At 64.0% G+C, this 25,654-nt stretch carries 21 protein-coding genes and 1 pseudogene; 12 read left to right on the top strand and 10 right to left on the bottom strand.

Going from position 1 to position 25,654, the window contains the following annotated elements; genetic code table 11:
• Positions 1-263: 263 nt before the first annotated feature.
• Both BTHE68_RS04485 and argA read right to left on the bottom strand, forming a co-directional pair.
• Positions 264-536, bottom strand: coding sequence for an oxidative damage protection protein (locus BTHE68_RS04485; protein WP_008350541.1), 273 nt, complete (start codon positions 534-536; stop codon positions 264-266).
• 59 nt (positions 537-595) lie between these two features.
• Positions 596-1,978 (bottom strand): amino-acid N-acetyltransferase, encoded by a 1,383-nt coding sequence (gene argA / locus BTHE68_RS04490; RefSeq protein WP_162065316.1) that lies wholly within the window; start codon positions 1,976-1,978, stop codon positions 596-598.
• A gap of 22 nt (positions 1,979-2,000) precedes the next feature.
• On the opposite strand from argA, the gene hrpA reads away from it, so the two are divergent.
• The 6 genes from hrpA (at position 2,001) to BTHE68_RS04520 (ending at position 11,107) form a co-directional block, all read left to right on the top strand.
• Positions 2,001-6,398, top strand: a complete 4,398-nt coding sequence (hrpA, locus tag BTHE68_RS04495; protein ID WP_232077904.1) for an ATP-dependent RNA helicase HrpA — start codon at positions 2,001-2,003, stop codon at positions 6,396-6,398.
• A gap of 126 nt (positions 6,399-6,524) precedes the next feature.
• The gene (locus BTHE68_RS04500) at positions 6,525-7,538 is read left to right on the top strand and encodes a YVTN family beta-propeller repeat protein (protein ID WP_225936206.1); all 1,014 of its coding nucleotides are present in this window, start codon (positions 6,525-6,527) and stop codon (positions 7,536-7,538) included.
• Positions 7,539-7,627: 89 nt separating this feature from the next.
• Complete coding sequence (locus BTHE68_RS04505; protein ID WP_162065317.1) at positions 7,628-8,647, top strand: sterol desaturase family protein; 1,020 nt, start codon at positions 7,628-7,630, stop codon at positions 8,645-8,647.
• A gap of 78 nt (positions 8,648-8,725) precedes the next feature.
• Entirely contained in the window at positions 8,726-9,577 is an 852-nt protein-coding gene (locus BTHE68_RS04510; RefSeq protein WP_162065318.1) for an EI24 domain-containing protein, read from the top strand.
• A 16-nt stretch (positions 9,578-9,593) separates the two neighbouring features.
• The gene (locus BTHE68_RS04515; RefSeq protein WP_162065319.1) at positions 9,594-10,412 is read left to right on the top strand and encodes a competence/damage-inducible protein A; all 819 of its coding nucleotides are present in this window, start codon (positions 9,594-9,596) and stop codon (positions 10,410-10,412) included.
• Positions 10,409-11,107 carry a copper homeostasis protein CutC gene (locus BTHE68_RS04520; RefSeq protein ID WP_162065320.1) on the top strand — a complete coding sequence of 233 codons (699 nt, stop codon included), beginning with the start codon at positions 10,409-10,411 and terminating at the stop codon, positions 11,105-11,107. The genes BTHE68_RS04515 and BTHE68_RS04520 overlap by 4 nt, the downstream gene beginning before the upstream one ends.
• Here BTHE68_RS04520 and BTHE68_RS04525 read toward each other — a convergent pair.
• From BTHE68_RS04525 to BTHE68_RS04535, 3 genes are all read right to left on the bottom strand, one after another.
• Positions 11,091-11,507 (bottom strand): type II toxin-antitoxin system VapC family toxin, encoded by a 417-nt coding sequence (locus BTHE68_RS04525; RefSeq protein ID WP_162065321.1) that lies wholly within the window; start codon positions 11,505-11,507, stop codon positions 11,091-11,093. The genes BTHE68_RS04520 and BTHE68_RS04525 overlap by 17 nt on opposite strands.
• Positions 11,504-11,758, bottom strand: coding sequence for a FitA-like ribbon-helix-helix domain-containing protein (locus tag BTHE68_RS04530; protein WP_162066787.1), 255 nt, complete (start codon positions 11,756-11,758; stop codon positions 11,504-11,506). Before BTHE68_RS04530 ends, BTHE68_RS04525 begins: the two co-directional genes overlap by 4 nt.
• A 66-nt stretch (positions 11,759-11,824) precedes the next feature.
• A complete protein-coding gene (locus BTHE68_RS04535; protein WP_162065322.1) occupies positions 11,825-12,289 on the bottom strand; it encodes a rhodanese-like domain-containing protein in 465 nt (154 codons plus the stop codon).
• Positions 12,290-12,647: 358 nt separating this feature from the next.
• On the opposite strand from BTHE68_RS04535, the gene glnA reads away from it, so the two are divergent.
• The 3 genes from glnA to ntrC all read left to right on the top strand — a co-directional run bounded on the left by glnA (position 12,648) and on the right by ntrC (position 16,956).
• Positions 12,648-14,063 carry a type I glutamate--ammonia ligase gene (glnA, locus tag BTHE68_RS04540; protein WP_061119874.1) on the top strand — a complete coding sequence of 472 codons (1,416 nt, stop codon included), beginning with the start codon at positions 12,648-12,650 and terminating at the stop codon, positions 14,061-14,063.
• A gap of 162 nt (positions 14,064-14,225) precedes the next feature.
• A complete protein-coding gene (gene glnL, locus BTHE68_RS04545) occupies positions 14,226-15,368 on the top strand; it encodes a nitrogen regulation protein NR(II) (protein WP_162066788.1) in 1,143 nt (380 codons plus the stop codon).
• Positions 15,369-15,477: 109 nt separating this feature from the next.
• Positions 15,478-16,956, top strand: coding sequence for a nitrogen regulation protein NR(I) (ntrC, locus tag BTHE68_RS04550; protein ID WP_162065323.1), 1,479 nt, complete (start codon positions 15,478-15,480; stop codon positions 16,954-16,956).
• Between the two features lie 18 nt (positions 16,957-16,974).
• Here ntrC and xth read toward each other — a convergent pair whose 3' ends face one another.
• Positions 16,975-17,757 (bottom strand): exodeoxyribonuclease III, encoded by a 783-nt coding sequence (gene xth, locus BTHE68_RS04555; protein WP_162065324.1) that lies wholly within the window; start codon positions 17,755-17,757, stop codon positions 16,975-16,977.
• 178 nt (positions 17,758-17,935) lie between these two features.
• On the opposite strand from xth, the gene BTHE68_RS04560 reads away from it, so the two are divergent.
• Entirely contained in the window at positions 17,936-18,520 is a 585-nt protein-coding gene (locus BTHE68_RS04560; RefSeq protein ID WP_162065325.1) for a GNAT family N-acetyltransferase, read from the top strand.
• Between the two features lie 2 nt (positions 18,521-18,522).
• Here BTHE68_RS04560 and BTHE68_RS04565 read toward each other — a convergent pair.
• A pseudogene (locus tag BTHE68_RS04565) lies at positions 18,523-19,401 on the bottom strand (LysR family transcriptional regulator); the annotation flags it as partial.
• Between the two features lie 108 nt (positions 19,402-19,509).
• Here BTHE68_RS04565 and BTHE68_RS04570 point away from each other — a divergent pair.
• Entirely contained in the window at positions 19,510-19,995 is a 486-nt protein-coding gene (locus BTHE68_RS04570) for a carbon-nitrogen hydrolase family protein (protein WP_162065326.1), read from the top strand.
• Positions 19,996-20,075: 80 nt separating this feature from the next.
• The gene (locus BTHE68_RS04575; RefSeq protein ID WP_162065327.1) at positions 20,076-21,353 is read left to right on the top strand and encodes an amidohydrolase family protein; all 1,278 of its coding nucleotides are present in this window, start codon (positions 20,076-20,078) and stop codon (positions 21,351-21,353) included.
• A gap of 44 nt (positions 21,354-21,397) precedes the next feature.
• On the opposite strand, the gene BTHE68_RS04580 is transcribed toward BTHE68_RS04575, so the two are convergent.
• From BTHE68_RS04580 to BTHE68_RS04590, 3 genes are all read right to left on the bottom strand, one after another.
• On the bottom strand, positions 21,398-23,509 hold the full coding sequence (locus tag BTHE68_RS04580) for a M3 family metallopeptidase (protein WP_162065328.1): 2,112 nt from the start codon (positions 23,507-23,509) through the stop codon (positions 21,398-21,400).
• A gap of 152 nt (positions 23,510-23,661) precedes the next feature.
• Positions 23,662-24,516 carry a bifunctional methylenetetrahydrofolate dehydrogenase/methenyltetrahydrofolate cyclohydrolase FolD gene (gene folD / locus BTHE68_RS04585; protein WP_162065329.1) on the bottom strand — a complete coding sequence of 285 codons (855 nt, stop codon included), beginning with the start codon at positions 24,514-24,516 and terminating at the stop codon, positions 23,662-23,664.
• Positions 24,517-24,723: 207 nt separating this feature from the next.
• A complete protein-coding gene (locus tag BTHE68_RS04590; RefSeq protein WP_232077905.1) occupies positions 24,724-25,635 on the bottom strand; it encodes a DUF2950 domain-containing protein in 912 nt (303 codons plus the stop codon).
• Positions 25,636-25,654: the final 19 nt, after the last annotated feature.

Here is a 25,654-nt window from a genome sequence, read left to right on the forward strand (position 1 = left end):
TCGAATAAAAATGCTACGAACTCAATGCGTCAATGATGGTGAGTTGCTGTTGATAACAAGAAGATGATAACACGATGACAGACGATCTGCAAACCGACTGGTTAGGACAAGGCCGCACGAGTCGCGCGATCCCTTACCGGGCTTAGGATTGCGCCGAGTCTTCTCTCATTCGTCTGATGGTCCATTCGGAACATTTTGCCCGTGCGCGGACAACAAAAAACCGGCCGCGTGGGCCGGTTTCTCGGTGCGATCAAGCGCGGATTTCAGCTTTGCGGCGGCACGTAGCCCGAAGCGGTATCGGCGCCTTCACCGAAGAAGTACTTCTCGGTCTGCTTGATGAGGTACTGGCGCGCGCGCGGGTCGGCCATGTTCAGGCGGTTTTCGTTGATCAGCATCGTCTGCTGCTTGAGCCAGCCTTGCCAGGCTTCCTTCGAGATCGTCTCGTAGATGCGCTTGCCGAGTTCGCCCGGCAGCGGCGGAAAATCCAGTCCTTCGGCTTCCTTGCCGAGCTTCGCGCATTGAACCATTCGGGCCATCTTGAGTTTCTCCTGTATCGGGGTAGCTGAGCGCAAAGCTGCGCTTCGTTCATTCGTGTTCAAAGCTGTTTCATCAGGACGAGCGACTTGCGCTGCCAGTTGTACAAGCGCCGCCGATCCTCGGGCAGATCGTCCACGGTCACCTTCACGAAGCCGCGCTTGAGGAACCAGTGTTCGGTGCGCGTCGTCAGCACGAAGATGCGCGTGAGGCCGCGCGCGCGGGCGCGTTGCTCGATGCGCTTGAGCAGCCGCTCGCCGTCGCCCGAACCTTGCGCTTCCGGCGCGACCGTCAGGCACGCCATCTCGCCGATGCGCTCCTGCGTGTACGGATAGAGCGCCGCGCAGCCGAACAGCACGCCATCGTGCTCGATGACCGAAAAGTGATCGATATCGCGTTCGATCTGGTGACGCCCGCGCCGCACGAGCGTGCCGTCGGATTCGAGCGGCTCGATCAGCGTGAGAATGCCGCCGACGTCGTCCGGCGTCGCTTCGCGCAGGCTTTCGAGATTCTCGTAGGAGATCATCGTGCCGACGCCATCGTGCAGGAACAGTTCGAGCAGCACGCTGCCGTCGAGCCGGTACGGAATGATGTGGCCGCGCGCCACGCCGCCGCGGCACGCGCGCACCGTATGCTTCAGATAGAACGCCGTGTCGCCCTGCAGCTCGCCGCTTTCCTGCAGACGATAGGCGTCGTCGAGCGACAGTTCCCGGATGAGCTCGTCTTCCGAATCCACCAGTCCGGGAATTTCCGTGACGAAGATGATCTTGTCGGCGCGCAGCGCGATGGCCGCTGCGGAGGCGACATCTTCCATCGACAGATTGAATGCCTCGCCGGTCGGCGAAAAGCCGAGCGACGACAGCAGCACGAGCTTGTTCGATGCGAGCGACTGGCGGATGGAATCGCCGTCGATCTTGCGCACGACGCCCGTGTGCTGAAAATCGACGCCGTCGAGAATGCCGACCGGCCGCGCCGTCACGAAGTTGCCCGACACGACGCTGATGTGCGCGTGCGCCATCGGTGTGTTCGGCAAGCCCTGGCTGATCGCGGCCTCGATATCGAGGCGCACTTCGCCGGCGGCTTCCTTCGCGGATTCGAGCGCGCGGGCGTCGGTGATGCGCAGGCCGTGCGAGAACGACGATTCGACGCCGTGCAGGCTCAGTTGCTCGTCGAGTTGCGGGCGCGAGCCGTGCACGAGCACGACGTGGATGCCCATCGCGTGCAGCAGGCCGACGTCCTGCACGAGCGCATTCAGGCGTCCTTCCTGCACCAGCTCGCCGCCGAACGCGACCACGAAGGTCTTGTTGCGGAACGCGTGAATATAGGGCGCGACGGAGCGCATCCAGTCGACGAACTGGGCGTGGGGATTCGACGCTTCGGGCTCTGTCGCAGCGGGCTGCGACGCCGCCTGAGTGGCGATCGTGAGGTCGGTTTGGGAATTCATCCCGGGATTATAATGCGACGCTATGCCGAATGTTTCCCGACCCGCACGCCCCAACCAGCCGGGCAAGCCGCAATCCGCCGATCAAGCCCTCGACACGCGCGAGCAGTTGCAAAAGCTGCGCGAAAATCTGCTGCGCGACGCGCATGCGGGTGAGGGTGCGGGCGCCTCCGGCGAAACGGCGGGATTGAGCAAGAAGGAACTCGCCGCGCGCCGGTTTGCGGGCGGGAAGGCGGCGGCGCCTGCCCAGCCGAAGCAGACTCAACCTCGATCGCAACCGAGCGAGCCGCAGTCCGTTCAACGTTCGCCGAAACCGCGCGATGTGGCGCAGCCGCCGCCCGCGCAGCCTGCTGCGCTAACGCGCCCGAAACGCGATGAGGTCCGGCGCGAGCAGGGAAATCGTCCTCCGCGCATCGAGCGCGCACCGCAAAACCGTCCTGTCGAAGCCCGCAAGCCGGATACGGCGCGGCCACCTCGACCTGTCGTCGAACAGCGAAGCGAACGCCCGGCCGAACCACGCCAGCCGCGCGAACCACGTGAACCACGCCAGCCTCGCGCGCCACGCATCGTCACGCCGAATCCCGTTCCGCCGATCACCTTCCCCGAAGCGCTTCCGGTTTCCGGCCGTCGCGAGGAAATCGCGCGGGCGATCGCGGCGAACCAGGTCGTGATCGTCAGCGGCGAAACCGGCTCGGGCAAGACCACGCAGCTCCCGAAAATCTGCCTCGCGCTCGGACGCGGTCTCGGCGCGGGCGGCAGCGGGCTGATCGGTCACACGCAGCCGCGCCGTATCGCCGCTTCGGCCACGGGCCGGCGCATCGCGGAGGAGCTTGGCACGCCGTTCGGCGAAGTGGTCGGCTACAAGGTGCGCTTCACGGACAATCTCGCGCCGGGCGCGTCGGTCAAGCTGATGACCGACGGCATCCTGCTCGCGGAAACGCAGACCGATCCGCTGCTCAAGGCCTACGACACGATCATCATCGACGAGGCGCACGAACGCAGCCTCAACATCGACTTTCTGCTCGGCTATCTGAAGGAAATCCTGCCGAAGCGCCCGGATCTGAAGCTGATCGTCACGTCCGCGACCATCGACGCCGAGCGTTTCGCGCGCCATTTCGGCCGCGACGACAAACCCGCGCCGGTGATCGAGGTGAGCGGGCGGCTGTATCCGGTGGAAGTGCGCTATCAGCCGATCGAGGAAGAAAGCGAGGCGATCAAGAACGCGCAAGGCACCCTGCCGAGGCGCAACGACCGCAAGGCCGATCGCGATCTGATGGAAGCCATCGTCGATGCCGTCGACGATCTGTGCCGCGTCGGCCCCGGCGACGTGCTCGTGTTCCTGCCCGGCGAGCGCGAAATCCGCGATACCGCCGAGGCGCTTCGCAAGCATCACCCGCCGCATACGGAAATCCTGCCGCTCTTCGCGCGTCTCTCCGCGCAGGAGCAGGAGCGCGTGTTCAGGCCGTCGAACGCGCGGCGCATCGTGCTGGCGACCAATGTCGCGGAAACCTCGCTGACGGTGCCGGGCATCCGCTATGTCGTCGATACCGGCATGGCGCGCGTGAAGCGCTATTCGTATCGCAACAAGGTCGAGCAGTTGCAGATCGAGCCGGTGTCGCAGGCGGCGGCGAACCAGCGCGCCGGCCGCTGCGGGCGCGTCGCGGACGGCGTGTGCATCCGTCTCTACGACGAAGCGGATTTCCAGGCGCGGCCGCGCTTCACCGATCCGGAAATCCTGCGCTCGTCGCTCGCGTCCGTGATTCTGCGGATGAAATCGCTGCATCTGACGGAGATCGAAACCTTTCCGTTCATCGAGCCGCCGCCGGGACGCGCGATCGCGGACGGCTATCAACTGCTGAACGAACTCGGCGCGGTCGATGACGACAACGCACTCACGCCGCTCGGCCGCGAACTCGCGCGCCTGCCGCTCGATCCGCGCGTCGGCCGCATGATTCTCGCCGCGCGCGATCATCACGCGCTGAAGGAAGTGCTGATCATCGCCTCGGCGGTGTCGGTGCAGGACCCGCGCGACCGGCCGATCGAGGCGCAGGAGCAGGCGGATCAGGCGCATCGGCAGTTCGTCGACGAGCGCTCCGAATTCCTGCAATGGACGCGCATCTGGAAGTGGTTCGAGGACGCCGTCGCGCACAAGAAATCGAACAAGCAGCTCGCCGATGCCTGTCGCGCGAACTTCCTGTCGCATCTGCGGCTGCGCGAATGGCGCGATGTGCATTCGCAATTGCTGACAGTCGTGCGCGAACACGGCTGGCGTCTGAACGATTCCGATGCGACTTTCGAGCAAGTGCATCTGTCGCTTTTGACGGGTCTGCTCGGCAATGTCGGGCTGAAAGCCGACGACGAGCCGCATTATCTCGGCGCGCGCGGCATCAAGTTCCATCTGTGGCCGGGGTCCGCGCTGCTGAAGAAAGCGGGGCGCTGGGTGATGGCGGGCGAACTCGTCGAAACGAGCCGGCTGTACGCGCGCACGATCGCGAAGATCGAGCCGGAATGGCTCGAAACGGTCGGCGCGCATCTGCTGAAGAAATCGCTGTCCGACGCGCACTGGGAGAAAAAGGCCGCGCAGGTCGTCGCGTACGAGCGCGCGACGCTCTACGGGCTGACGGTCTACGCGCGCCGGCGCGTGAGCTACGGCCAGCAGGACGCGAAATATGCGCGCGAGCTGTTCATACGTGGCGCGCTCGTCGAAGGCGAATTCGACACGCGGCTGCCGTTTTTCGCGCACAACCGCAAGCTGGTCGCCGATATCGAGCAACTGGAGCACAAGTCGCGCCGCCAGGACGTGCTCGTCGACGATGAACTCATCTACGGTTACTACGATTCGCTGATTCCCGAAGGCATGTGGACGGGCGCGGCGTTCGAGCGCTGGTATCGCGATGAACAGAAGAAGGCGGGCAACGAGAAGCTGCTGTTCCTCTCGCGCGACGACCTGATGCGCCACGAGGCCGCCGGCGTCACGACCGATCTGTTCCCGAAGCGCATGACGATGTCGGGCATCGAGATGTCGCTGACCTATCACTTCGAGCCGGGTTCGCCGCGCGACGGCGTGACGCTCGCGGTGCCGCTGTACGGTCTCAATCAGGTCGATGCGCGCCGCGTCGAATGGCTCGTGCCGGGCATGATCAAGGAGAAGGCGCAACTGCTGCTGAAGTCGCTGCCGCAGAAACTGCGCCGGCACGTCGTGCCGTTGCCGGAATACGCGGCGGGTTTCGCCGAACGTCATGGCGGACCGAAGTTCGGCGCGGGCGCGCTGGTCGACTCGCTCATCGCCGATATTCGCGCACAGACGCAAGTCGCCGTGAAAGGCGCCGATTTCAAGCTGGAAACGCTTCCCGCGCACCTGTTCATGAACTTCAAGGTGATCGACGAACACGGCCGCCAGCTCGCGATGGGCCGCAATCTCGCGCAACTGCGCGCGGAACTCGGCGGTCAGGCGCAGCAGCAGTTCCAGAAGCTGACATCGGCGGCTGCGAGCGTCGCGCTCGATGCACTGTCCGGAGAAACGAGCGCGCCGCCAGCGCAGCCGTCCGGTGAAACGTCGTCCGGCACCGCGCTCTACGAAAATCTCACGACGTGGAACTTCGGCAAGCTGCCCGAACTGCTGGAAATTCGCCGACGCGGACAGACGCTGTTCGGCTATCCGGCGCTCGTCGATCGCGGCACGCATTGCGACGTCGAAGTGTTCGATTCGCCCGAGGAAGCGGCGCGCATCCATCGCGCGGGCCTGCGGCGGCTATTCGCGCTGCAACTGCGCGAGCCGATCCGCTATCTGGAGAAAAACCTGCCGGGCCTGCGCGAAATGTCGATGCAATACATGGCGCTCGGCACCGCCGACGAACTGCGCGATCAGATCGTCGACACGGCGCTCGATCGCGCGTGTCTGCAAGACCCGCTTCCCGACGACGACGCTACCTTCCACGCGCGCCGCGACGCCGCGAAAGGGCGTCTCACGCTGCTCGCGCAGGAAATCGCGCGGCTCGTCGGCACGATTCTGGCCGAATATGCGGCGCTCGGGAAAAAGGTGGCGCAGGCGAAATCGTTCACATCGGCCTATGCGGACTTGCAGGCGCAATTGAACGCGCTCATCGGCAAGCGCTTCGTCATCGACACGCCGTACGTGCAACTCGCGCACTTTCCGCGCTATCTGAAGGGAATCGCGCTGCGCATCGACAAGCTCAAGGCCGATCCGGCCCGCGACGCGCGCCTGCTCGCCGATCTGCAACCGCTCGCGCAGCATTATCAGCGCGCGATGTCGCAACGCGGGGGAGTCGCGGATGCGCGCCTGTCCGAGTATCGATGGTTGCTCGAAGAACTGCGCGTGTCGCTGTTCGCGCAGGAATTGCGCACGCCGATGCCGGTTTCGGTGAAACGCCTCTATAAGGTCTGGGAATCGATGCAGCGCTAGGTGGCGGCGCAAAGCGCGCCGTTTCTTGCGCCGATCCAGCGTTTTGCGCAAAAAGCCGCACCCGGTCAACGCGCCGCGCGAAGCAAACGTTCTACAATGACGCCTGCCTTCCGAAGCCTACTTTTCATGCGCAATATCTTCCGTTTCAACCGTGTCCGCGCAAGCGCGGCACGCGCCGCGCTCGCCACCGGCGCAGCGCTGATCGCCACTGCGGCGCTCGCCAATAACGTCGTCGTGCTTAATTCGGCTGAAGCCACGCTGAGCCTGATCGACGAAAACACCCATCAGGTCGTCGGCACCGTGCCGACCGGCAAGGAGCCGCACCATCTGATGCCCACACCGGACAATTCATCGCTGATCGTCGCGAATTCGGTGTCGAACAACCTGATGTTCGTCGATCCGAAAACCGGCGGCGTGCAGCGCTGGGTGCAGGACATCGAGGATCCGTACCAGATCGGCTTTTCGCCCGACAAGAAATGGTTCGTGTCGACAGGCCTGCGCCTCGACCGCCTCGATATCTATCATTTCGACGGCAAGAACCTGAGCATCGCGAAGCGCCTGCCGCTCGCGACGATGCCGAGTCATATCGCGTTCACCAACGACAGCACGACCGCCTTCATCTCGCTGCAGGTTTCGGGTGAAATCGCCGCGATCGACCTCGCGACGCAAACGGTGAAATGGAAGATGAAAGTGGGCAAGGTGCCCGCGGGCGTCTGGTTCACGCCGGGCGACAAATATCTGCTCGTCGGCATGACGGGCGCGGACTACGTGGCCGTGGTCGACTGGCGCAACCAGAAGGTCGTCAAGACCATCACCACGGGCAAGGGCGCGCACAACTTCCGTTCGATGGTCGATGGCAAGCACGTGCTGGTGTCGAACCGCGTCGCGAACACGATCAGCATCATCGACGAGGACTCGCTCACGAATGTCGGCGACATCACTGGTCTGCTGCCGGGGCCCGACGACATGGAACTTTCCGCCGACAAAAAGTATCTGTGGGTTACGTTCCGCTTCGCGAAGCATGTCGGCGTGATCGACCTGGCGAATCGTAAGCTGATCGAAACCATAAAGGTGGGCCGCTCGCCGCACGGCATTTACTTCTACAACCGCGCACCGGTGACGGCGCCCAACGGGGCGTAAGCGGGGTACAGGTATGGGCGCCCGCCGCGCCCTATACTACGATTGAGGAAAGGCCGGCGCACCGGACGGCCCCAGCACCACGGAGCACCATGTTTCATTCCATTCTTTCGTCGCTCGACGGGCTCGTTTCCTGGCTGCAGACGCTGCTCTATGTCGACGTGGTCCAGCCCACGCTGTTCAAGTTCGGCATGATGGACTACGACGAGGACACCTATGACGCGCTCTACTGGGTGATCGTCGGCGTGCTGGAAGTGCTGGCGATGTACGCGATCCTGCGTCCGCTCGAAGCGTTCCGCCCGGCGGAAACGTGGAAAGACCGCAAGGGCGTGCGCGTGGACGTGCTCTATACGTGGATCGTCAAGCTCGGCATTCTCAATCTGTTTTTTTTCTTCACGTTCCAGCCGCTTTTCGATTCGATGCAAAGCTGGCTGCGCATCCATGACGTGCCGAATCTCGAGATCGACAACCTGTGGCCGGGCGTGACGACGCAACCGCTCGTCACCTTCGTGATCTATCTGCTGATTCTCGATTTCGCCGGCTACTGGTATCACCGGCTGGAGCATCGCATCGGCATCTGGTGGGAATTGCACGCGGTGCACCACAGCCAGCAGAAGATGTCGCTCTGGACCGACGACCGCAATCATCTGCTCGACGACATCCTGCAGGCGAGCTTCTTCGCGTGCGTCGCGCTCGTGATCGGCGTGGAGCCGTCGCAGTTCGTCGTGCTCGTCGCCATCACCAATTTCATGCAGAGCCTGCAGCACGCGAACATTCGCCTGCACTACGGCTGGCTCGGCGAGCGGATCGTCGTGAGTCCGGCGTTCCATCGCCGCCATCACGCCATCGGCTTCGGCCACGAAGGCACTACCTACGGCTGCAACTTCGGCGTGCTGTTCTCGTTCTGGGACATCCTGTTCCGTTCGGCGTCGTTCGACCGCACCGTCGAGCCCACCGGCATCCGCGACCAGCTGGGCGCGCCGGGCGTGGTGGCGGTCCGTTACGGCGATGGCTTCATCGAGCAGCACTGGCTCGCGTTCAAGCGCATTGCCGCGCGCCTTTCCGCACGCCGCGCGGGCGCGTCCGCATCGGACAACTCGGCGGCCGTCTGAGCCTGTCTCCAAGACCAGCGCTCGCGTGTGGCGCTGGTTTATCCTGTCGGTTCTTCTTTCTTCTTCTACGAATCACGCATGAGTGACTTGCTGCGTTCGTTCGTGCGCGCGCTCGCGAACGTCTTTCATCCGCGCATGCTCTGGCTGACGCTGATGCCCTTCGGCGTCGCCACTGTTCTATGGGGCGCGCTCCTCTGGTTTTTCTGGCAGACGCTCACGGGCGCCGCGAATAGCTGGCTCGACGGCTGGTCCCTCACGACCGCGATGTACCGTCTCTTCGACGCGGTCGGATTTTCGGCGCTGCACGCGGTGATCGCGCCGTTTCTGGTCGTCATCATGACGGTGCCGCTGATCGTCGTTACCGTGCTGCTGCTGATCGCGACGATTTCGATGCCCGGCGTCATCAAGCTGCTCACGCGCCAGCCGAAGGGCCATTATTCGTCGCTCGAAGAACGGCGCGGCGGTTCGTGGTACGGCAGCCTCGGGCATTCGGTCGTGACCACGGTCGTGTGCCTCGTGCTGCTCGTCGTCACCTTGCCGCTGTGGCTGATTCCGCCGTTCTTTGCGCTGATTCCGCCGCTGCTGTGGGGCTGGCTGACCTATCGCGTGATGACCTACGACGCGCTCGCGCTGCACGCCAGCGTCGACGAGCGCCGCGCGATCGTGCGTGACGCGCGCTGGCCGCTTTTCAGCATCGGCATCGTGAGCGGCCTCCTGAGTTCCGTGCCGACGATGCTCTGGGCATGGTCGGTGTGGCTGCTGCCGCTTTTTCCCGTCGTCGCCGCCGTGACGATCTGGGCGTATGCGTTCATCCTCGTGTTTTCCGCGCTGTGGTTCGCGCATTACTGTCTGCACGCGCTCGAGCGCCTGCGCGCGAACGAGCCGCGCTATCCGGCGATCACGGTCGAATCCCGCGACGTTTCACTGTAAGGACCAGGGGGCTTTCATGGGCATTGGCGTCATCATCATCGGCGACGAGATCTTGTCCGGGCGCCGCACCGACAAGCATCTGCCGAAAATCATCGAACTGCTGAGCGCGCGCGGGCTGGCGCTCGACTGGGCCGAATATGTCGGCGACGATCCCGCGCGCATCACCGCGACGCTTGCGCGTACCTTCGCGTCGGGCGATATCGTGTTTTCGACCGGCGGCATCGGCGCCACACCGGACGATCACACACGCCAGTGCGCTGCGCAGGCGCTCGGCGTGCCGCTCGCGCTGCATCCCGAAGCGGCGGAGCTGATCCGCGCGCGCATCCGCGAAACGGCCGCGCAGGCCGGCAAGCCGGTCGAACTGGAGTCGCCGGAGAATCTGCATCGGCTGAACATGGGCACGTTTCCGCAGGGCGCGTCGATCATTCCGAACAGCTACAACCGGATTCCGGGCTTTTCTGTCGGCGATCATCACTTCGTACCGGGCTTTCCCGTGATGGCCTGGCCGATGATCGAATGGGTGCTTGACACGAAGTATGCGCATCTGCATCACGCGAGCCCGCATGTCGAGCGCTCGCTGCTCGTGTTCGGCCTGCCGGAGTCGCGCATCACGCCGCTGATGGTGGCGATCGAGCGCGATTTCGAAGGCGTGCGCGCGTTCAGCCTGCCGAGCGTCGGCGATGCGGCGCGTGGGACGCTGTACGCGCGCTCGCATATCGATCTCGGCGTGAAGGGCGATCCGGAACAAGCGAACGCGGCCTTCGAGATGTTGCGCGAGGGCGTGATCGCGCTGGGCGGCGAAGTCGTGGAAGTGCCGCCGGAGGAAACGAAGTGACCTTGCTGGAAGTCATCGCGACGACCGTTTCCGATGCGCGCGCGGCGCAACGCGGCGGCGCAGACCGGCTGGAACTCGTCACCGCGATGGGCGAGGGCGGGCTGACGGCGAGCATCGGGCTGATCGAAGCGGTGGTGGATGCGGTCGATATTCCGGTGAACGTCATCGTGCGCCCGCACAGCCGCTCGTTCGTCTACGATGCCGACGACTACGCGGTCATCCTCCGCGACGTGCGCGCGATCGCGAAAACGCGGGCGAACGCGATCGTCACAGGCATGCTGAGCGCGCAGGGCGATATCGACACGGAAGGCCTCACGCGCGTGATCGAAGCCGCGGATGGCTTGCAGTTCACTTTCCACCGCGCATTCGACGAAGCGCGCGATCTGTTCGCCGCGTTCGATACGCTGCTGCGATTCGATGCCGTGACGAACGTGCTGACGTCGGGCGGCAAGCCGTCGGTGCTGGATGCGCAGGGCACGATCGCGAAGCTCGTCGGTAAGGCGGCGGGAACACGCTGCACGGTGCTGGCGGGCGCGGGACTGACCGTCGATGCGGTCGCGCCGTTCGTCGCATCGACGGGCGTGCGCGCGGTGCATTTCGGCTCGGGCGTCAGAGTCGGCGGGAAAGGACTCGCGCCGGTCGACGAGGGGAGAGTCAGGCGCGTGCGCGGACTCTTGCCTAGTCCCAGGGGTTGAAGACCGTCAAACCGGCGGCCTCGAAAGGCGATGTGTCGCGAGTGGCGACGGCGAGACCTTTCGCCGCGGCGACTGCGGCGATGAGGCCATCCGCCAGAGCGATGCCGCGTCCTTCTGCGCGGGCCTTTGTCATGAGGTCGGCGTAGCTTTGAGCGCAGTCGATGTCAAACGGCAATACGCGTGTGGCTACCAGCGGCATCAAGCCTTCTTCGAGCTTCGCGTTCAGCGCATCGCGTCGCTTGCCCGCAGGGATTTGTGCGACGCCCCATCGCATTTCCGCCACGGTGATGGCGGACAGATAGAGCGTCTGCAGCGGTTGTGCATCGAGCCATTCGATGACCTTCATATCGGGGGTCAGACGAAACAGCTCGGACACCACGTTCGTATCCAGCAAAATCATTCGAAGCTCACGGGCTTGGCCGGGGTCCGGTCACGGATGTTTTCGAAAATGGCGAACTCGCGATCGCTCAAACCCGCTTCACGGCCAAATCCGGTCAGAAACGAGCCGAGTTTCACGCGTCCTTCCGGCTTGACCGCTGCTTCCAGTATGTCGCGTACCTCTGCCTCGGTGCTTCGGCCGTGTTCCGCCGCGCGCAACCGTAGCGCCCGGTGTACCTCGTCAGGCAAGTTCCGTACAGTCAACATTGCCATCTCAACCCCCACTTCGAATGCAATGCATTCATTGTACGGGAATTGCATGCATGTGCGATTTCAAAATCAAGCCCCGATCCACGGCAGCCCGCGAAAACACCATCCCGCCACGGTTTTGCGATGTCCCTGCCCATCCTTGTCGCCCTCGAAGCCTTCCAGCAGGTCATAAGCCTGCGCATAACCTTCCTTCTGGGCCGCGACTGCCGCCAGTTTCGAACGCGCGGCGCTGCGACACAAAAACACGACTGGCGTATCCGGGGTGGCGACCTGCCGCAATTGTTCGATAAACTCGGCGTTCGGCACCGAGCCGGGGTAGCGGATCCATTCGATATGCGCGTACTGCGCGCCATCGATCGCCGGACGGCCGACCCAGTCGAGCTCGGCGCGGGTCCGCACATCGATCAGGCGCACGCGCGGGTCGAGTTGCAGCAGTTCGAACGCCTCGGCGGGCGAGAGGGCGCCCGCGTAGGTCAGATTGCTGTCGGCGGCGCGTTTGCCGGCCTGGCTATACAGTTGTTCGAGCGTGCTCATGATGTGTCGGCCTCCGTTAAGCGCAAAGAATCATTCTAGCGTGGCGCGTCAGGCGATCGAATGGGCGTCCGCTCAGACGACAAATGCGCGTTACTGGTGCAACGCACTTTAATGGTGCTTTAGTAAGACTGCATAAACCGACGCGCACCATATGAGTGCGCCTCAGGCGGACGACAAACGATCGACCGCCCGGCAACGCGAAATGGTGTCACACAAAACGCGCGCTGCTTCAAGCGCTTAGCGCAAAGTTGGTGCGCTTGGCACGGAAGCTGCTTTTCGATCCTCGATTGAATCGATGTACAGGATTGGTCGGGGCGGCGAAGCGATTCGCCGACTTTTGTTAATCAGGAGATAGGTAATGAGTAAATCCGTGGCCGACGTCATGCAACTCGTCAAGGACGAGGACGTCAAGTTCGTCGACTTCCGCTTCACCGACACGCGCGGCAAAGAACAACACGTATCCGTGCCGGTCTCGGCATTCGACGAAGACAAATTTGAAAGCGGCCACGCTTTCGACGGTTCGTCCATCGCCGGCTGGAAGGGCATCGAAGCGTCGGACATGCTGCTCGTGCCGGATGCGGATACCGCGTTCATCGACCCGTTCTATGAAGAGTCGACGCTCGTCCTGACCTGCGACGTGGTCGAGCCCGCCGACGGCAAGGGCTACGAGCGCGACCCGCGTTCGCTCGCGCGCCGCGCGGAAGCCTATCTCAAGAGCTCGGGCCTGGGCGACACCGCCTTCTTCGGTCCGGAGCCGGAATTCTTCATTTTCGACTCGGTGCAGTGGAACACGGACCAGTCGGGCACGTTCGTGAAGATCGGCTCGGAAGAAGCGCCGTGGTCGTCGGCGAAGGAATTCGAAGGCGGCAACACGGGTCACCGTCCGGGCACGAAGGGCGGCTACTTCCCGGTAGCTCCTGTCGACACGTTCCAGGACATCCGCTCGGAAATGTGTCTGCTGCTCGAACAGATCGGCATTCCGGTCGAAGTGCACCACCACGAAGTGGCGGGCCAGGGCCAGAACGAAATCGGCACCAAGTTCTCGACGCTGGTGCAGCGCGCGGACTGGCTGCAGCAGATGAAGTACATCATCCATAACGTCGCGCACACGTACGGCAAGACGGCGACCTTCATGCCGAAGCCGATCGTCGGCGACAACGGCTCGGGCATGCACGTTCACCAGTCGATCTGGAAGGACGGTCAGAACCTGTTCGCGGGCAATGGCTACGCTGGCCTGTCGGAATTCGCGCTGTTCTACATCGGCGGGATCATCAAGCACGCGCGCGCGCTGAACGCGATCACGAACCCGGGTACGAACTCGTACAAGCGTCTCGTGCCGCACTTCGAAGCGCCCGTGAAGCTGGCTTACTCGGCTCGCAACCGTTCGGCATCGATCCGTATTCCGCACGTGAGCAACCCGAAGGGCCGCCGTATCGAAACGCGCTTCCCGGATCCGCTCGCGAATCCGTACCTGTGCTTCTCGGCACTGATGATGGCGGGTCTCGATGGCGTGCAGAACAAGATTCATCCGGGCGAAGCCGCGGACAAGAATCTGTACGACCTGCCGCCGGAAGAAGACAAGAAGATCCCGACCGTGTGCGCGGGCCTCGACCAGGCACTCGACGCGCTCGACGCGGATCGCGAGTTCCTGACGCGCGGCGGCGTGTTCACGGATTCGATGCTCGACGCCTACATCGAACTGAAGACGAACGAGCTGCAACGTTATCGTCAGGCGGTGCATCCGATCGAGTTCGAGATGTACTACTCGCTGTAAGCGGCATGATCGAAGCGCGTATCGTCGAAAGTAGTCCGATGAAGCGCGCGACGCATGCGATGCAGTGAAGAAAAGGGACGGCGCGCCGTCCCTTTTTTAATCGCCGCAATGTCATAGATCGACAAGAAGATCGGTGTCACGAACGACCTCAACCATTGCTCGATAGTGCTAAAGAACCTCATCAAGGCACGCAAAGGCCACGCCGACGCGCTCTCCGACGACTCGCACCTCTCGACGACCGGTCTGCTGCCGGGACTCGAAGCACTGCCCACGGTCGTCCTCGTGCTCGACATGCGCCACCTGAGGATTGCCTACGCGAACCCTTCGGCGGAATCGATGCTGGAGATGTCGCGCAAGCAATTGACGCAGATGAACTGGCCGGATCTGTTCGCCAACGCGGACGAGATGGCGACAACGATCGCATCGATCGCGGAGAACCGCTTCAACGCGACGCGCCTCGACGCGGTGCTCGAACGTCAGACGCGCGAACCGGTGCATGTGCATGCGATCGTCGGTTATCTGGAAGCGGCGCCCGACTATGTCCTGCTCGAACTGTTCGAGAACGAGCGCCATCTGCGCACCGATCGCGAAGAGCGCCTCCACGATCTCACCGCGGTCAACAAGCAACTGATCCGCAATCTCGCGCACGAAATCAAGAATCCGCTCGGCGGCATTCGCGGCGCGGCGCAACTGCTCGAATTCGAGCTGGGCGCGCGTGAACGCGACGAGTTGCGCGAGTACACGCAGGTCATCATCAAGGAATCGGACCGCCTGCAAACGCTCGTCGACAGATTGCTGGAGCCGCACCGGCATCCGCATATCGTCGGCGATGTGAACATCCACGAAGTGTGCGAACGCGTGCGCGCGGTGATCCTCGCGGAGTTTCCGCGCGGCCTCACGATCGAGCGCGACTACGACGTCAGCGTGCCCGATTTGCGCGGCGACAAGGAGCAGTTGATCCAGGCGTTGCTGAACATCGTGCGCAACGCGGCCGAAGCGCTGAAGGAACGCATTTCACAAGGCGATGCCAAGATCGAACTGCGCACGCGCATCGCGCGCAAGGTGACGATTGGCAAAAAGCTGCACAAACTGGCATTGGACTTGCATATCACTGACAACGGTCCTGGCATCCCCAGCGAGATCCGCGACCGGATCTTCTTTCCGCTCGTGTCGGGCCGGGAAGACGGCAGCGGTCTCGGTCTCACGCTCGCGCAATCGTTCGTGCATCAGCACGATGGACTGATCGAAGTGGAGAGCAAGCCGGGCTGCACCGAATTCGCCATTTTGTTGCCGTTTGAGAATTGATCACGATCGACCAGCGACGTCACGACAAGCATGTGACACATCGGGCTTCGAAGCCTGACCGTTTCGACGGGCTCACACCGAACCATACGAAGACTTCTCGCCGAACGATATGAAGCCGATCTGGATAGTAGACGACGACCAATCCATCCGCTGGGTGCTGGAAAAGGCGCTCGCACGAGAAAACTTCACCACGCGCAGCTTCTCCGGCGTGCGCGACGCGCTTGCCGCGCTCGAAGGCGAAAGCCCGCAAGTGCTCGTCTCCGATATCCGCATGCCGGGCGGCTCCGGGCTCGAACTGCTGCAGACCGTGCGCGACCGCCTGCCGGGCTTGCCCGTCATCATCATGACGGCGTTCTCGGATCTGGACAGCGCGGTCGCCGCGTTCCAGGGCGGCGCGTTCGAGTACCTCGCCAAGCCGTTCGACGTCGACAAGGCGGTCGAGCTGATCCGCCGCGCCGTCGACGAAAGCATGCGCGGCGAAGCGGCGGTCGACGAGCGCGTGACCGAGACGCCCGAGATGCTCGGGCAGGCGCCCGCGATGCAGGACATGTTCCGCGCGATCGGCCGCCTGTCGCATTCGGCTGCGACCGTGCTCATCACGGGCGAATCAGGCACCGGAAAGGAGCTTGTCGCGCGCGCCTTGCACCGACATAGCCCACGCGCGAACGGACCGTTCATCGCGCTGAACACGGCGGCGATTCCGAAGGATCTGCTGGAGTCCGAACTGTTCGGCCACGAGCGCGGCGCGTTCACCGGCGCGCAGGCGATGCGCCAGGGCCGCTTCGAGCAGGCCGAGAACGGCACGCTCTTTCTCGATGAAATCGGGGACATGCCGTTCGATTTGCAGACGCGCCTGCTGCGCGTGCTGTCGGACGGGCAGTTCTATCGCGTGGGCGGGCACAATCCGCTGAAGGCGAACGTGCGCGTGATTGCGGCGACGCATCAGAATCTCGAATCGCGCGTGCGGCAGGGGCTGTTCCGCGAGGACTTGTATCACCGCCTGAATGTGATTCGCCTGCGCTTGCCGGCGTTGCGCGAGCGTAGCGAAGATATCCCGCTGCTGACGCGTCATTTCCTGCAGAAGAGCGCGCGCGATCTGGGCGTCGAGCCCAAGCGCGTGTCCGACAGCGCGCTGGCGTATCTTGCGTCGCTGCCGTTTCCGGGCAATGTGCGTCAGCTGGAGAACCTGTGCAACTGGCTTACCGTGATGGCGCCCGCGCAGGTGATCGAGCAGAAGGACCTGCCGCCCGATCTCACGCCGCGCCAGGAATACGCGGCGGAGAGCATCGCGGTGTCGACCGATGGCTCGGTCGCGCCGACGCCAGCGGTCACCAACGGCGCCGCTGTTGCGCCGCTTGCAAGCTCGCCGGCGGGCGTGTGGGAAAACGGCTTGCGCACGGAAGTCGCGCGTCTGTTGCGCGAGAATTCGGCCGATGTGATGGACGAGCTCGCGCGCCGTTTCGAAGCGGCGGTGATTCGCGAGGCGCTCGACTTCACGCGCGGGCGCAAGGTGGAAGCGGCGGAGCGGCTGGGTATCGGCCGCAACACGATCACGCGCAAGATTCAGGAGCTGCATCTCGACGCGTGATCGTCGTTCGAATTGGGATCAGTCGATCGTCGCGATCACGGGTGCGTGGTCCGACGGTTGATCCCACTTGCGCGGCACCCTGTCGACTTCGCACGACGAGCAGCGCGCCGCCAGTTGCTCCGACAGCAGAATGTGATCGATGCGCAGCCCCGCGTTGCGGCGAAACGCCAGCATTCGATAGTCCCACCACGTAAAGAGCTTCTCGGGCTGTTCGAACTTGCGAAAGGCGTCGGTCAGGCCGAGTTCGACGAGTTGCGCGAAGTGCGCGCGCTCTTCGGGCGAGACGAGATTCTGTCCTTCCCAGGCCTTCGGATCGTGCACGTCACGGTCTTCCGGCGCGATGTTGTAATCGCCCAGCAGCGCGAGTTGCGGGTGACGCGCCATGTCCTCGCGCAGCCATTCGCGCAGCGCATCCAGCCAGCGCATCTTGTAGGCGAACTTCTCGGAGCCGGGCGCCTGTCCGTTCGGGAAGTAGGCGGAGATGATCCGCACGCCGTCGATCGTCGCGGCGATCACGCGTTGCTGCAGGTCCTCGAATCCGGGGATGTTGCGCACGACGCTGATTTCATCGACCTCGAAGCCGGCATCGGCGCGCACCAGAATGCCGACGCCGTTATACGTCTTCTGTCCGGCGAACCAGCTTTTGTAGCCGGCGGCTTCGAGTTCGGCGCGCGGGAATTTCTCGTCGGGGAGCTTGAGTTCCTGAAGACACAGCACGTCGATGCCCGAGAGCGCGAGCCAGTCGATGACGTGCTGCTGGCGGACTTTGAGGGAGTTGACGTTCCAGGTGGCGATTTTCATTGCTTGGACAAGGTGTTGGTTTGATGTCGGCGGCGGGCTGACGAGCGGCAGCTGCTTTTGACTTCGATCCAGCATGATACCTATAAGCGACGGTGCGCGATCCTGCGCATCGGTTGCCTTCGCAGGCCCGGCGCATCGAATTAAGATGTCGTCTCACGACAAACCCTGTCGACAACCAATGAGCCAGCCAACTCTGAAAGGCGAGCACGTAACGCTTCGCCCGCTGCAACGCGATGACCGCGCCGCCTTGCTCGACGCCGCCGCCGATGGCGAGCTCTGGAACCTCAGCGTGACGGTCGTCCCGAACGAAGACACCATCGACCGTTATATCGATACGGCGTTCGCCGGCTGCGATGCAGGCACGGTGATGCCGTTCGTGATCGTCCGATCCGGCGATGGTCGTGTCGTCGGAAGCACGCGCTACTGGAAGATCGATCGCGCGAACCGCAAGCTCGAAATCGGTCATACGTGGCTCGCTGCATCGACGCAGCGCACGGGCATCAACACGGAAGCGAAGGTTTTGCTCCTGACGCACGCGTTCGAAGCGATGCACTGCGTGCGCGTGCAATTCACCACCGACGAACTCAACGAGAAATCGCGCGCGGCAATCGTCGGCATCGGCGCGAAACAGGAGGGCATCGTGCGGCACGAGCGCATCATGCCCGATGGCCGCAAGCGCAATTCGGTACGCTTCTCGATCATCGACGACGAATGGCCCGGCGTGAAAGCGATGCTGCTCGCGAAGCTCAACCGTCGAGCGTAGCGCGCCTTCAGTTCCTTCACGCGCGCTTTCATGAACGCGACGAAGCGATGCGTCACGGTATCGTCGCGTTCGGCTTGCCACGCAAGCCCGACCCGCCATCGCGCGGCCTGATCGCGCAGGGTCAACACGCGCGCATCGCGCAGCAGATATTGCGCGCGCGATGGCAAAAACGCCGCGCCCACGCCGCCCGCCACCGACGCCAGCACGGACTGGATATCGTCCGCCTCCTGAATCACGCGCGGCACGAAGCCGTGCCCGGCGCACCAGCGGTCGATCTGCGCGGCGAGGCCCGGCCCGCGCGTGCGCGACAGCGCGATGAAACCCGGCTCGTTCAGTTCATCGAGATCGGCGGGCAAGCGCTTGTAGCGCGTATGCTCGGGCACGGCGAGCGCGAGCGTTTCATCGAGCACGGTGAAGCCCGCAAGCCCGGCGCCGGCGGGCATACGCATGAATCCTACGTCGAGCTTGTTGGCGAGGATGCGGCGTGTCTGCTCATGCGATGAAAGATCGTGCAGCGTGATGCTCACGCCCGGATTGAGCGCGCGGAACTCGGCGATCAGCTTCGGCACATGCGTGAGCGTCGACAGACACAGGCCGACCCGCAGAAATCCGCGCGTGCCGCTCGCGGCCTCGCGCGCGCGGGCAAGCACGGCGTCGGCGTCGCGCACGAGTGTTTGCGCATCGGCGAGGAAGCCCGCGCCGAACGTCGTCAGGTCCGCGCCGTGACGGCCGCGCTCGAACAAACGCGCGCCGAGGCTCGCTTCGAGCGCGGCGAGCTGCTTGCTGAGCGCGGGCTGACTCAGATGCAGCGCTTCGGAAGCGCGGCCGAAATGGCGCAGATCGGCGATCGTGAGGAAGGCGCGCAAAAGTCGGAGTTCCATCAGATATTCGATTCCATTTGGCGATCGAATCGATCGAAACATTCATTTTACTTATCGATGCGCGGGCGTTTCAATGAGGCTATCCCTCAGTTCTTGCCGGAGCCTCGCATGGATGCCAGTTCGTTTCGTATCGCCGTGATTGCGCCTGAATCGCAGTCTGATGACGTCGCGTGCAATCGCACACGCATCATCGGCAAGCTCGCCGAAGCGGCGCGAGAAGGCGTGCAACTGGCGTTGTTTCCGCAAGCGGGCATCGGTGCGCCGGAGGACGACGCCATCGCCGCCGCCGTCGAGCAGACCGGCGTTGCGGCGGGCGTCGGCTGGATCGGGCGCATGGACGACGGCCGCCGCTACGAGCGCTACGCGATCTGCTCGCCCGGCGGCGCGCGCGTGCACATTCTGATCGGCGAGGACAACGACGTGGTCGAGAGCGTACGGATGATGGCGCTCAAGGGTGCGACGCTGCTCGTGGCGCCGAAGCCCGGTGACCGTTCGCATCGCGCGCCGCTCGCGCCAACAACCGAACGCGCGATGCCACGCGGTTCGCTGCCGCTCAGTTTCGCGATCATCGGTCGCAATCGCGTGACCGGGTGAATCGAACGCCGCACGGCTTTTCTGTCCCGATACAATCGTACGAACACATCGAACGAACACATCGGACGGAGGCTTCGCACATGGATTTGATCATTCGCCGCGCGGCGCTTGCGGATGCGCGCGAGCTCGTCGATATCGGCATGGAAGCGGGGCGCATCGCCGCGATCGAACCGCAGCTCGCCGCCACCGCGCGCGAGGAAATCGACGCGAACGGCGCGCTCGTCACCGCGCCCTTCGTCGATGCGCACTTTCATATGGACGCGACGCTTTCCTACGGCCTGCCGCGCGTGAACGCATCGGGCACGCTGCTCGAAGGTATCGCGCTGTGGGGCGAGCTGAAGCCCGACCTCACGCAGGAAGCGCTCGTCGAGCGCGCGTTGCAGTATTGCGACTGGGCCGTCGCGCGCGGGCTGCTCGCGATCCGTTCGCACGTCGATGTCTGCGATCCGCGTCTGCTCGCCGTCGAGGCGCTCGTCGAAGTGAAGCGGCGCGTGAAGCCTTATCTCGATCTGCAACTCGTCGCCTTTCCGCAGGACGGCGTGTTGCGCAGCGCGGGCGCGTTCGACAACCTGAAGCGCGCGATCGCGATGGGCGTCGACGTCGTCGGCGGCATTCCGCACTTCGAGCGCACGATGGCCGACGGCGCGGCGTCGGTGAAACTGCTGTGCGAATACGCGGCGGAGCAGGGCCTGCGCGTGGACATGCACTGCGACGAATCCGACGACCCGATGTCGCGCCACATCGAAACGCTCGCCGCCGAAACGCATCGGCTCGGCCTGCACGGGCGCGTGACCGGCTCGCATCTCACGTCGATGCATTCGATGGACAATTACTACGTCAGCAAGCTCATTCCATTGATGCGCGAGGCGGGCGTCGCGGCGATCGCGAATCCGCTCATCAACATCACGCTGCAAGGCCGATCGGATACCTATCCGAAGCGACGAGGCATGACGCGCGTGCCGGAGCTGATGGCGGCGGGCATCACGGTCGCGTTCGGCCACGATTGCGTGATGGACCCGTGGTACAGCCTCGGTTCCGGCGACATGCTCGAAGTCGCGCACATGGGCCTGCACGTCGCGCAGATGACCGGCGTGGACGCGATGCGCGCCTGCTTCGACGCGGTGACGAAGAATCCCGCGCGCATTCTCGGACTGGATGGCTACGGCATCGAAGTGGGATGCAACGCGGATTGCGTCGTGCTCGACGCGCGCGATCCTGTCGAAGCGATCCGCCTGCGCGCGGCGCGCACGGCTGTGGTTCGGCGCGGCAAAGTCGTGAGCCGCAGTCCTGCGGTGCGAGCGACGCTGACGCTGGAAGGGCGGCCATCGGAAGTGGACTTCAGAATCGACAGGCGATAAAAAACCCCGGTCTTTTGCGGACCGGGGTTGTTCGTGCGAGCGGCTTATTGCAGCGCCGGCTCGGACATGCCGTTGTGACGCAACAGCGCGTCGATGTTCGGCTCGCGGCCACGGAACGCCTTGAACGAGTCCATCGCGGGGCGGCTGCCGCCGACCTCGAGAATCTCGCGGCGATAGCGCGTGCCCGTCGTCGCATCGAGCACCGAGCCGTTCGCGAGTTTCGCGGCTTCCTCGAACGCGGCGTACGCATCGGCGGAAAGGACTTCGGCCCACTTGTAGCTGTAGTAGCCCGCCGCGTAGCCGCCCGCGAAGATATGGCTGAACGTGTTCGGCCAGCGCGAGAACGGCGCCTGCGGAATCACATGGAACTTCTCGTTGATTTCGCGCGCGAGGTCGTTCACGGTTTTCGTCGCGTTGGCCGCGTCGTAGGACGTGTGCAGCACCATGTCGAACATCGAGAAGACGATCTGGCGCAGCGTGCCGAGACCGCTTTGGAAGTTCTTCGCGGCGAGCATCTTGTCGAACAGCTCGCGCGGCAGCGGCGCGCCAGTCTCGACGTGCGCGGACATGTCGGTGAGCACGTCCCACTCCCAGCAGAAGTTCTCCATGAACTGCGACGGCAGTTCGACCGCATCCCACTCGACGCCGTTGATGCCCGACACGCCCAGCTCGTCGATGCGCGTCAGCATGTGGTGCAGACCATGCCCGAACTCGTGGAACAGCGTGATGACCTCATCGTGCGTGAAGCACGCGGGTTTGCCGCCCACCGGCGCCGAAAAATTGCAGGTGAGATAAGCGACCGGCGTCTGCACGCCGCCTTGCGTGCGCTTGTGACGCGAGCGCGCGTCGTCCATCCACGCGCCGCCGCGCTTGCCTTCGCGCGTGTACAGATCCAGATAGAACTGCGCGACGAGCGTGCCGTCCTTGTTCTCGACGCGGAAGAAACGCACATCCGGATTCCATACGGCGGCTTCGTCGCGACGGATCGACACATTGAAGAGCGTTTCCGTGACCTTGAACAGGCCCTTCAGCACGGCTTCCTGCGGGAAGTATTGCTTCACTTCGTTCTCGGAGAACGAATAGCGCTTCTGACGCAGCTTTTCGGCCGCATACGCGATGTCCCACGGTTGCAGCTCGGGCATGCCGAGTTCGGTGGCGGCGAACGCGCGCAGTTCCATCCAGTCGTTTTCGGCGTAGGGGCGGGCGCGCTTGGCGAGGTCTTCGAGGAACGCGATCACTTGCGCGGGCGATTCGGCCATCTTCGGCGCGAGCGATACTTCCGCGAAGTTCTGATAGCCGAGCGTCTTCGCTTCCTCATCACGCAGCTTCAGGTTTTCGACGACATTCGCCGTGTTGTCCCATTCGGCCTTGCCGCCGCCGTACGTGCCGCCGAGTTCCGACGCACGCGTGGCGTACGCGCGATACATGGCCTCACGCATCGGCCGATGCGAGGCGTATTGCAGCACCGGGAAATACGACGGGAAATGCAGCGTGAATTTCCAGCCTTCCTTGGCGTCGCGTTGCGCGGCTTCGCGCGCCGCTTCGATCACGTCATCGGGCAGGCCGGCGAGGTCGCTTTCCTGCGTGACGAGGTACGCGTAGGCGTTCGTCGAATCGAGCACGTGATCGGAAAACGCTTTCGCGAGCGCGGCCTGTTCTTCCTGCAACTGCGCGAAACGCGGTTTGCGATCTTCGGGCAATTCAGCGCCCGACAAGCGGAAATCGCGCAGCGAATTCTCCAGAATCTTCTTGCGCTCTGCCGACAAACCGGCGAACTCGGTGCCGGCGGCGATCGCCTTGTACTTTTCGTAGAGCGCGAGATTCTGGCCGACGCTCGCGGAAAATTCGGTGACGCGCGGCAGGTTTTCGGCGTGCGCGGCGCGCAATTCGGGGGTATCGGCAACGGCGTTCAGATGGCCGATGACGCCCCACGCGCGTGACAGTTTTTCCGATTCCTGCTCGACCGCTTCGACGACGTCCTTCCAGGTCGCAGGGGTGTCGGGCGCGCTCGCGCGGTCGACGGCGGCTTTCGCGTCGGCGAGCAGCACGTCGAGCGCCGGGGTGACATGCGCGGGCTGAATCTCGCCGAAGCGCGGAAGATCGGAAAAATCGAGCAGCGGATTGGCCGCTGCCGGGGTGGACGTGGTTTCGCTCATGATTCTCCCGTGCTGGTGTTGGGTGAAGCGCGGGCGGGGCGTGTCGCACAACGGCGCCCCGCGCCGGCTCTCTCCGAGATTATTGGGGCGGGCGGGGCAAATTCCAACCGATTGTTTTTAAGGGGCCGATGAATGCCGCCCCGCGCCGATTGTCACGCCTGCGCCGCTCGCTCGGCTGCCTCGATCGTGTTGACGAGCAGCATCGTGATGGTCATCGGGCCGACGCCGCCCGGCACCGGCGTGATGTAGCCGGCCACTTCCTTGACGCCCGAGAAATCGACGTCGCCGCACAGCTTGCCTTCGTCGTTGCGGTTCATGCCGACGTCGATCACGGTCGCGCCGGGCTTCACCATGTCGGCGGTGACGATATTACGGCGGCCGACCGCCGCGACGATCACATCGGCGTCGCGCGTGTGCTTGCCGATATCGCGCGTCTTGCTGTGGCAGATCGTGACGGTCGCGCCCGCTTCGAGCAGGAGGAGCGCCATCGGCTTGCCGACGATGTTCGAACGCCCGATCACCACCGCGTTCGCGCCCTTCAGGTCGATATCGTGCGCCTCGAACATCTTCATCACGCCGTAGGGCGTGCACGGGCGAAAGAGCGGCTTGCCGGTCAGCAGCGCGCCCGCGTTGGCGATGTGAAAGCCGTCGACGTCCTTTTCCGGCGCGATCGCCTCGATCACCTTGTGGCTGTCGATGTGCGCGGGCAGCGGCAGTTGCACGAGAATGCCGTGGATCGAAGGATCGGCGTTGAGCTTCGCGATATGCGCGAGCAGCTCGTTTTCGGCGAGCGTCGCGGGAAAGCGGTCCATCACCGAGTGCAGGCCGTTGTCGTGGCAAGCCTTGACCTTGTTGCGCACGTAGACTTCGCTCGCGGGATTGTCGCCGACGAGCACGACGGCGAGTCCCGGCTTGTGTCCACGGGCGGTGAGCGCGGCGGCGCGTTGGGCGACATCGGCGCGAAGGGTCTTGGAAAGGGCGTTGCCGTCGATGAGTTGGGCAGTCATGGCGAATCGGATCGGATCGAGGATGGGCGAGGGCGCGCGAGGGCGTGAAGCCGACGCCGTGCCCGCCGCTCTGGGCGGCGGCGGTGCGCGGCGCTCGCGCATGGTGCTGGGCGCTTGCTCGGCAAATGCACCCTTGGGAAGGGCGAAATTATACCGCCGGGCGCTATCCCACGTTCCTTTGCGAGGTTCCCGGCGCGTCGCCGCGTCTCATTGCGGGACCGCCTGCCACGTCGAATCCGGGTTGAACGACTTGATCGCCGCGGCTGCGCGCGTGGTGGCGGGACCGAGATCCTTCTCGTAGATCTGTCCGTCCTGATTGACCATGAAGGTCATCACGCCGGTCTGGCCGTAGCGCGCGGGCGTCGCGATCATGGCGAAGCCTTGCGTCAACTGGCCGCCCTGCAGATAGTTCTTCGCGCCGCCTTGCGCGTGCGGACCTTGCGCCGTCAGGATGCGGTAGTGGTAGCCGTAGTAGCCGTCCTTGTCGGTCGGCTTGTTGGGCATCGTCGCGGCGAGCGGGCCGAGCGGGCTTTCCGGCTCGCCTTCCGCCGTGTTCCAGTAGAGGCCGTCGTGCTTGCCGGCCGTGCTCACGAAGCGGTCGGCGTAGCGGTTCATCGCCTTGTGATAGTCGTTTTGCGCGGCGACGATCGCGAGTGCGACCTGCATCGCCGAGCGCTCGTTGCGGCCGATACGCCGCGTCAGCACTTCGTCGCGCGCGGCGCGCATGTCGAAGCGCCATCCGTTCGCGACCTTGATGAGCGGAATCGGCAGCGTCCAGCCGCTCGTACCCGCTTCGATATGCGCGGCCGGACGACCATCGAGCGGCTGCGCATCCTCGACGATGCGATGCTGCTGCGCCCACGCGCCGAGGTACGCATAAATATCCTCCTCGCCGATGCTGCCCTCGGGCACGTAGCGGCCACGGTCCTTGCCGAGGATCTTGGTGAGCGCGGTGTCGTCGTTGCTCGCGATGGCGTCGGTGAGCGCCTGCGCCGCGGCTTCGGCGGTCGGATACACGGCCTGCGCGTGCGCGAACGAAGCGCCGAGCGCAAGCGACGCAGCGACGAGTGCGCAGAGGATTGGTTTCTTCAATGAGGCGAATGCTTGGGTAGGGGTCATCTCGGGCTCCTGAATCTGG

This window comes from Burkholderia sp. THE68, assembly GCF_009938265.1.
Lineage (GTDB): Bacteria > Pseudomonadota > Gammaproteobacteria > Burkholderiales > Burkholderiaceae > Caballeronia.